Origin of the sequence: Coxiella endosymbiont of Ornithodoros maritimus (genome assembly GCF_907164965.1) — a bacterium.
Classification (GTDB): domain Bacteria; phylum Pseudomonadota; class Gammaproteobacteria; order Coxiellales; family Coxiellaceae; genus Coxiella.
Genome location: NZ_CAJRAM010000073.1, coordinates 1 through 6,078 on the forward strand (window position 1 = coordinate 1; position 6,078 = coordinate 6,078).

The following is a 6,078-nucleotide window of genomic DNA, read 5'->3' on the forward strand; positions in this document are numbered from 1 at the left end:
GTGAAGCCGCATATACGTTCTTTTCGTCAAAACTGATTGTTGACAACAACCCTGGGGCCATATACGTATAGACCAAAGCAGAATACGGGAAAATAATGATCTCGTCTATCATCCCCGTATTTCACTGCGCTTCATACAGGCTACTTTTGCGAAGACTGTTACAAAATGTTATAAATTTTTAAGATTTCTTTCAGAATTTCCTCTTGCGCTACCCTCCTTTTATAGCAAAATATTAAAAAAATAAATATAAATTATTTAAAAAATAGGTTATAGCAATGAGTAATCAAATAAATTTTTTAGATTTGTTAGAATTGCTGTTAATTAGAAGAAACGACCGTCTCATTAGAGAATATTTTGAAGGGATTCCTCATTATTTAAATATCGATGCTGAACAAATTCTGTGGAGTCGAGTCCAAAGAATATTAAATTTAAAACATAAGGACACTATTGAAATTTGCATTAATTTATATCTCACCGTTGATAAGGAATTAGCATTTGATTTTCTAAAAGAAGCGTTATCTCCCATGCAATATAGATACGGCCACCATTAATCTCCTTCATTATTTTATTCCAAATTATTTGGATCACTTCAAAAATCAGAAACGACAGACTGAAGTTAAACTTATCTTAAAATCCAAGGCAGTATGCCCTACTGAAAAAATTCCTCAAGAAGACCTTCTCGCCCTAGCCAAAAAAAGTAGGCGAGAGTTTAATAAAAGAACGCGGGTCTGCTTATGCCATGAAAATTCTCTCCACCTTAACCATCAATGAGGTACCTCAACATCAAGATAAAGCTTCACGACCAAGAATTATCCATAATCAAAACGTCGTCGTATACGCGTTACAAGCCAACTGTTCTTAAGAAGAAAGATGAAAACCCTGTCGAAGACGCCGTAAAAAACTTGTATTTCGCACTGCTAAAAAAATCACCTTAAAAAAAGGTATTTAAAACGCCTACACCGCAACCGGCGCTTCAATAGTGGAATATGGATGATAATTCACGATGGAAAAATCGTTAAAATCATAATTCCATAAGGATGGAGGATCACGGTTGATGATTAATTGGGGTAAAGTACGTGGCTCGCGCGACAATTGGGTGCTTACTTGGTCTTGATGGGTATTATAAATATGACAATCTCCGCCAGACCAAATAAATTCACCCGCTTTTAAATTGCATTGTCGCGCGATCAAGTGAGTTAAAAGTGAATAAGAAGCAATATTAAACGGCACACCTAAAAAAGCGTCGGCTGAACGCTGAGTTAATTTACAAGAAAGAAAACCATCCGCCACATAAAATTGAAAAAGTAAATGACAGGGTGGCAATGCCATTTGATCAAGTTCACCGACATTCCAGGCGCTGACAATTAAACGTCGTGAATCGGGATGCATTTTTATTTCATGAATTAATCCTTGCGCCTGATCGACGGTGGAACCATCCGTACATTGCCAACGACGCCATTGTTTGCCATAAATCGGGCCTAAATCGCCGTTTTCATCGGCCCATTCATCCCAAATGGTCACGCCATTGTCATTTAAAAACTGAATATTCGTGTCGCCTCGTAAAAACCATAACAATTCATAAATAACACTTTTCAAATGAATTTTCTTAGTGGTAACTAACGGAAAACCTTCACGTAGATTAAAGCGCATTTCGTAGCCAAAAACGCTTTTTGTTCCTATTCCGGTCCGGTCCGTTTTAGCGACTCCATGATCAAGGATAAATTGCAAAAAATTAAGATATTCTTTCATCGACCCACCGCCATAGTGGACACTCGTGGAGAGGCTTTCACGGCCGAAGCGAGATATGCGTTTGCGCCAACCATAGTCGTTAATAAAATTAGCCATAAAACCCAAATAACGGCCATCATATGCGGCATCACCATTCGTTTAATTAACCAAAAAGCAGTTGCTACAACAAAACCAGCGACAACGGGGATAATTAATAATGAAACCATATTCTGAATCAAGCGACCGGCTGGATCATCAGAAAAAATCAGATGAAGCGTCCTGGCAATGTAATTGTGAATATATACCAGTCCATCCAAAACGTAACTCAATTCGATTCTGAAAAAAATGGCGGCTAAGGAAAGTAATACTAAAAGTATAAATTGTTTAATCATTTTAACGCTTCTTGTGTTGATAAGCCCACCATAAGGCAAAACCACCGATGATAATCATCGGCAGTGATAATTCCTGCCCCTTAGTCAGCCAACCAAGTGCAACAAATCCGAGTTGCGGATCCGGTTGTCGAAAAAATTCCACAGTAAAGCGGAATAATCCGTAACATAACAAGAATAAAGACGATACCGCAAACCGGGGCCGAAGCTTAGCAGAAAACCACCATATTACAATAAATAAAAGCATCCCTTCCAGCAAAAATTCATAAAGTTGGGAAGGATGCCGCGGCAAGGGTCCTGCATTGGGAAACACCATACCCCAGGGAACCGTTGTCACACGCCCCCACAGTTCCCCGTTAATGAAATTACCGATACGACCTGCTGACAAGCCCAGGGGCACTAATGGGACGAGAAAATCAGTAACATCCATCCAGCGTTTGTAAGTTCGCCGACTGAAAATCCAAGTCGTAATAATAACGCCGATAAGACCCCCATGAAACGACATTCCACCGCGCCACACTTGAAAAAGTACTAACGGATTGGCAATAAAATTGGAAAAATCATAGAAAAGCATGTACCCTAGCCGCCCGCCGATAATAAGCCCTAAAGCGCCATAAAAAATTAAATCGCCAACTTGCTGGGCAGTCCAATGACGTTTTGGATCTCGCGCGCGGTATAACGCAAGCCCCCAGGCCATTGCAAATCCAACAAGGTACATGAGCCCATACCAATGAACTTTAAGCGGGCCAAGACGAAAGGCCATGGGATCGATGTGTGGATAATAAAGCATGGGTCATTATGCTATCACAGAGCAGGGAGAAACAGCTATTTTCTAAAAGCGCTTACCGTCCGGCGCGAATTAAACCGCCTAAACCAGCTTCTTCCAGTGTATGCTCCATCAGTAAGCGGATGTCTTTCGGATCATCCATTTTTAACGCTTCATCCAACAATTCTTTAGCATGTGCCATCTCAAAATTACGAATCACCCATTTAACACGAGGCAGTATTCGGGCGTTCATACTTAATGTGTCAAACCCCATCGCTAATAAAAGAATAACCGCTAACGGATCGCCGGCCATTTCACCGCAGATACTTACAGGTTTGCCCGCGCGGTGGCCGGCTTTCACCACGATTTTTAAAGCTTGTAAAACGGCCGGATGCAATCCGTCATAAAGGTTGGCCACCCGAGGATTATTTCGATCGACCGCTAATAAATATTGAATCAAATCATTACTGCCAACCGATAGAAAATCCACACGCTTCGCTAATTCAAAAGCCTGATACACAGTCGCAGGTACTTCAATCATCAATCCCACAGAAGGTAGCTCCACATTGATACCTTCTTCAATTAATTCATCGTGCGCTTGATTAATCATGCGGGTGGCTGTTTCCACTTCATTAATCGAAGTGATCATCGGTAATAATATCGATAAATTATTTAGCCCTTCACTGGCATGCAACATCGCGCGCACTTGTTGTAAAAAAATTTCGGGATGATCCAAAGTCACTCGAATACCACGCCATCCCAAAAAAGGGTTATCCTCCTCCATTGAAAAATAAGGAAGTGTTTTATCGCCACCGATATCGAGCGTGCGCATAATAACAGGCCGCGGCGCAAAAGTATTTAATAATTGCCGATACATAATGCGTTGCTCTTCTTCGCTGGGAAATCGATCGCGGATCATAAAGGGCATTTCCGTTCGATATAAGCCAACGCCTTCGGCGCCCACGCTTAATGACAAGCCCCCCTCAATGGCAAGTCCCGTATTCACATAGAGCGCCAGCGCGTGTCCATCCTTTGTTTTAGCCGGTAATTCACGCAACGCTTGTAATTCTTCATCTAATTGTTGTTCTTCTTCGACTAGCGCTTTAAATTCTTTTTTAATCTCGGCCGAGGGTGATAAATAAATTTGCCCGTTATACCCGTCAACAATAATTTCCTGCTCACCCAATTTGAAAAGGGGTGTACCGCGAACACCCATCACGGCTGGCAGCCCTAATGCGCGCGCTAAAATCGCCATGTGTGAGTTGCTTGACCCGGCTCCAGATATCACGCCGCGTAAACGATCCCGAGGTACTTCAATGAGTGATGTGGCAGTCACTTCTTCACCCACTAAAATAGTGTTTTTAGGATACTCTAATTCTTCTTGCTCACTAAACTGCAAATGAGCGAGGATGCGTCGGCCTAAATCGCGAAAATCCGCTGCCCGCTCACGCAAATAAGGGTCTTCCAAGGATTCAAAATGCAATACATGTTTTTTGATAATGCGTTTTAACGCGCCCTGGGCCCATTGTCCTTCTTTAATTTCATGGATCACTTCATTAATAAAAGTGCAACTATCCAAGAGACGAAGATAAGCATCAAAGAGCGCATTTTCGGCAACACTTAAGGAGTTTTTTGCGCGCGCTTGCAACGTTTGAATTTCATCACGCACCGCAGCAAGCGCGGCTTCAAAATCAGAAACTTCAGCTTCAATATCCGTAATTTCTTGATCGGGCACAGCGTCTAAATCCGCCGGCGGGTAAACAATCATTGCTGTGCCGATCGCGACTCCTGACGAACCGGGCACACCGTATAAAACAGTTTCCGTTTTTCTAGGACGACGCTTTCGTGCTCCCAATTTTTCCAGCGCGCCTTTGGCGCGCGCATGGGCAATTTCAGCAGCTAAATGAATAGCTAAGGTTACGCAAAAAGCCTCTTCCTCTTCCGCGAAATGATGGCTTTCTAACTGTTGGATCACCAATATTCCCAACAATTCACCTTGCTCGATGATAGGAATCCCTAAAAAGCCGTGATAGTCTTCTTCCCCTAATTCGGGACGGTGTTTATAGGCAGGATGAAGGGGTGCATCAGCCAGGTTGATCGGCTCCTCGCGTTCACCCACCAGTCCAATTAATCCCTCACCGAATTTAAGGCGTAGTTTACCCACTTGTTTGCTGTTTAATCCTTGGGTTGCCATTAATACATATTCACCCTGGACGTCATCGCAAATAAAAAGGCTACAGGCATCGAGCGGCAACGCTTCGCACAAGCGAACAACCACTAGCTTAAGCGCTTCCTCTAAATTGGGAGCAGCGTTAACTTCTTGCGTGATTTGGCGAAGGATTTTCAGCATATTCATATTATCGAATACACTCCGCAAATTCGGTTAATACTTTCTGATAAACGTCTCGCTTAAACTCAACGACGTGGTCCACCAGATACCAATAATCAACCCAGCGCCATTGATCAAATTCCGGCTGCGAACAATGATCCAAAGAGATGGTGTCACCCTTTCCAGTAAGTTGTAATAAAAACCATTTTTGCCGCTGTCCGATACATACCGGCCTGCGATGCTTGGGACGGGGAAATTTTATGGTCAGTCGATAGCTTATCCACTGACGTGTCTCATGAAGGTAAATAATGTCATGAGGACTCAGTCCCACTTCTTCATCTAGCCCCCGATTGGAATCTCAATGCCTTACGCAAGGTTTCGTTGGGTAACAATCCGCCTTGAGGAATTGCCAAGCGTCAGGATTACCTACCCCCGGCGCCCCCACAATAGCTCCCCTTGCCTGTTCATGATCACCATCCCGACGCCTAACCGAAAGCCGCGTTTATCAATAACGATACCATTTATCATCTTAACCCATTGTTTCATTGTAGTACTACTTGTCCCTCGTCTATCATTCCCAAAAGTGCTAAAAACTAAAAGCCCACTCGTCCCAGTGCACCTTTGGTGCGCTGGATCAACTATGTTTGAATTGCTGTGAGCAAGTTTGAAAACTGGATAATAAATAGTCATTTTACACACCTTATTCACAGCTTCACAGTGATACCGCAGTTAGCGATTTTTTCTGTTCAAATTTTTTTAATCTGGCATTGGCGATAACAATAATTTTTCGTATTAGTGCTACAAACGCTACCATTTTCTTTTTCCCTTTTTTAACGAGCCCCTCATAAAAGCTCTTTAATTCTGAA

General features: G+C 42.6%; 6 protein-coding genes. 1 reads left to right on the forward strand and 5 read right to left on the reverse strand.

The annotated features are described in order from the left end of the window. Positions 1–275: 275 nt before the first annotated feature. Positions 276–551: a hypothetical protein gene (locus OWO34_RS06950; RefSeq protein WP_267257019.1), complete on the forward strand. Its 276-nt coding sequence runs from the start codon at positions 276–278 to the stop codon at positions 549–551. Positions 552–954: 403 nt separating this feature from the next. On the opposite strand, the gene OWO34_RS06955 is transcribed toward OWO34_RS06950, so the two are convergent. The 5 genes from OWO34_RS06955 to OWO34_RS10000 are packed head-to-tail and all read right to left on the reverse strand — an operon-like array spanning position 955 to position 5,543. After that, positions 955–1,749, reverse strand: coding sequence for a thymidylate synthase (locus OWO34_RS06955; protein WP_267257020.1), 795 nt, complete (start codon positions 1,747–1,749; stop codon positions 955–957). After that, positions 1,746–2,120 carry a hypothetical protein gene (locus tag OWO34_RS06960; RefSeq protein ID WP_267257021.1) on the reverse strand — a complete coding sequence of 125 codons (375 nt, stop codon included), beginning with the start codon at positions 2,118–2,120 and terminating at the stop codon, positions 1,746–1,748. Before OWO34_RS06960 ends, OWO34_RS06955 begins: the two co-directional genes overlap by 4 nt. A gap of 1 nt (position 2,121) precedes the next feature. Next, positions 2,122–2,907, reverse strand: coding sequence for a prolipoprotein diacylglyceryl transferase (lgt, locus tag OWO34_RS06965; RefSeq protein ID WP_267257022.1), 786 nt, complete (start codon positions 2,905–2,907; stop codon positions 2,122–2,124). 52 nt (positions 2,908–2,959) lie between these two features. Further along, positions 2,960–5,239 (reverse strand): phosphoenolpyruvate--protein phosphotransferase, encoded by a 2,280-nt coding sequence (gene ptsP, locus OWO34_RS06970; protein WP_267257023.1) that lies wholly within the window; start codon positions 5,237–5,239, stop codon positions 2,960–2,962. Position 5,240: 1 nt separating this feature from the next. Next, positions 5,241–5,543 (reverse strand): RNA pyrophosphohydrolase, encoded by a 303-nt coding sequence (locus tag OWO34_RS10000; RefSeq protein WP_267257024.1) that lies wholly within the window; start codon positions 5,541–5,543, stop codon positions 5,241–5,243. Positions 5,544–6,078 lie beyond the last annotated feature (535 nt).

What these genes read in the sequence shown, in the direction of transcription:
- OWO34_RS06950 (WP_267257019.1), top strand. Translation starts at nt 276, where the DNA reads ATGAGTAATCAAATAAATTTTTTAGATTTGTTAGAATTGCTGTTAATT.
- OWO34_RS06955 (WP_267257020.1), bottom strand. Translation starts at nt 1,749, where the DNA reads ATGAAAGAATATCTTAATTTTTTGCAATTTATCCTTGATCATGGAGTC.
- OWO34_RS06960 (WP_267257021.1), bottom strand. Translation starts at nt 2,120, where the DNA reads ATGATTAAACAATTTATACTTTTAGTATTACTTTCCTTAGCCGCCATT.
- lgt (WP_267257022.1), bottom strand. Translation starts at nt 2,907, where the DNA reads ATGCTTTATTATCCACACATCGATCCCATGGCCTTTCGTCTTGGCCCG.
- ptsP (WP_267257023.1), bottom strand. Translation starts at nt 5,239, where the DNA reads ATGAATATGCTGAAAATCCTTCGCCAAATCACGCAAGAAGTTAACGCT.